Origin of the sequence: Streptomyces sp. NRRL F-4489 (genome assembly GCF_001509485.1) — a bacterium.
GTDB lineage: Bacteria > Actinomycetota > Actinomycetes > Streptomycetales > Streptomycetaceae > Streptomyces.
Genome location: NZ_LLZI01000204.1, coordinates 1 through 289 on the forward strand (window position 1 = coordinate 1; position 289 = coordinate 289).

General features: G+C 55.0%; 1 rRNA gene. It reads right to left on the bottom strand.

The features are described from left to right. A 5S ribosomal RNA gene (gene rrf / locus ADL22_RS15745) occupies positions 1 to 110 on the bottom strand; the annotation flags it as partial. Positions 111 to 289 lie beyond the last annotated feature (179 nt).

Consider the following 289-nt stretch of genomic DNA (forward strand, 5'->3'; position numbering starts at 1 on the left):
GGCGTCCTACTCTCCCACAGGGTCCCCCCTGCAGTACCATCGGCGCTGAAAGGCTTAGCTTCCGGGTTCGGAATGTAACCGGGCGTTTCCCTAACGCTATAACCACCGAAACCCATTCGGGTTCTAGCGAACAAGCACACTCTTCAATTAGTGGTGTACCGACATTGCGACTGTTCGCAACCCGGGAACCACACAGTGGACGCGAGCAACTGAGGACAAGCCCTCGGCCTATTAGTACCAGTCAACTCCACACCTTACGATGCTTCCATATCTGGCCTATCAACCCAGT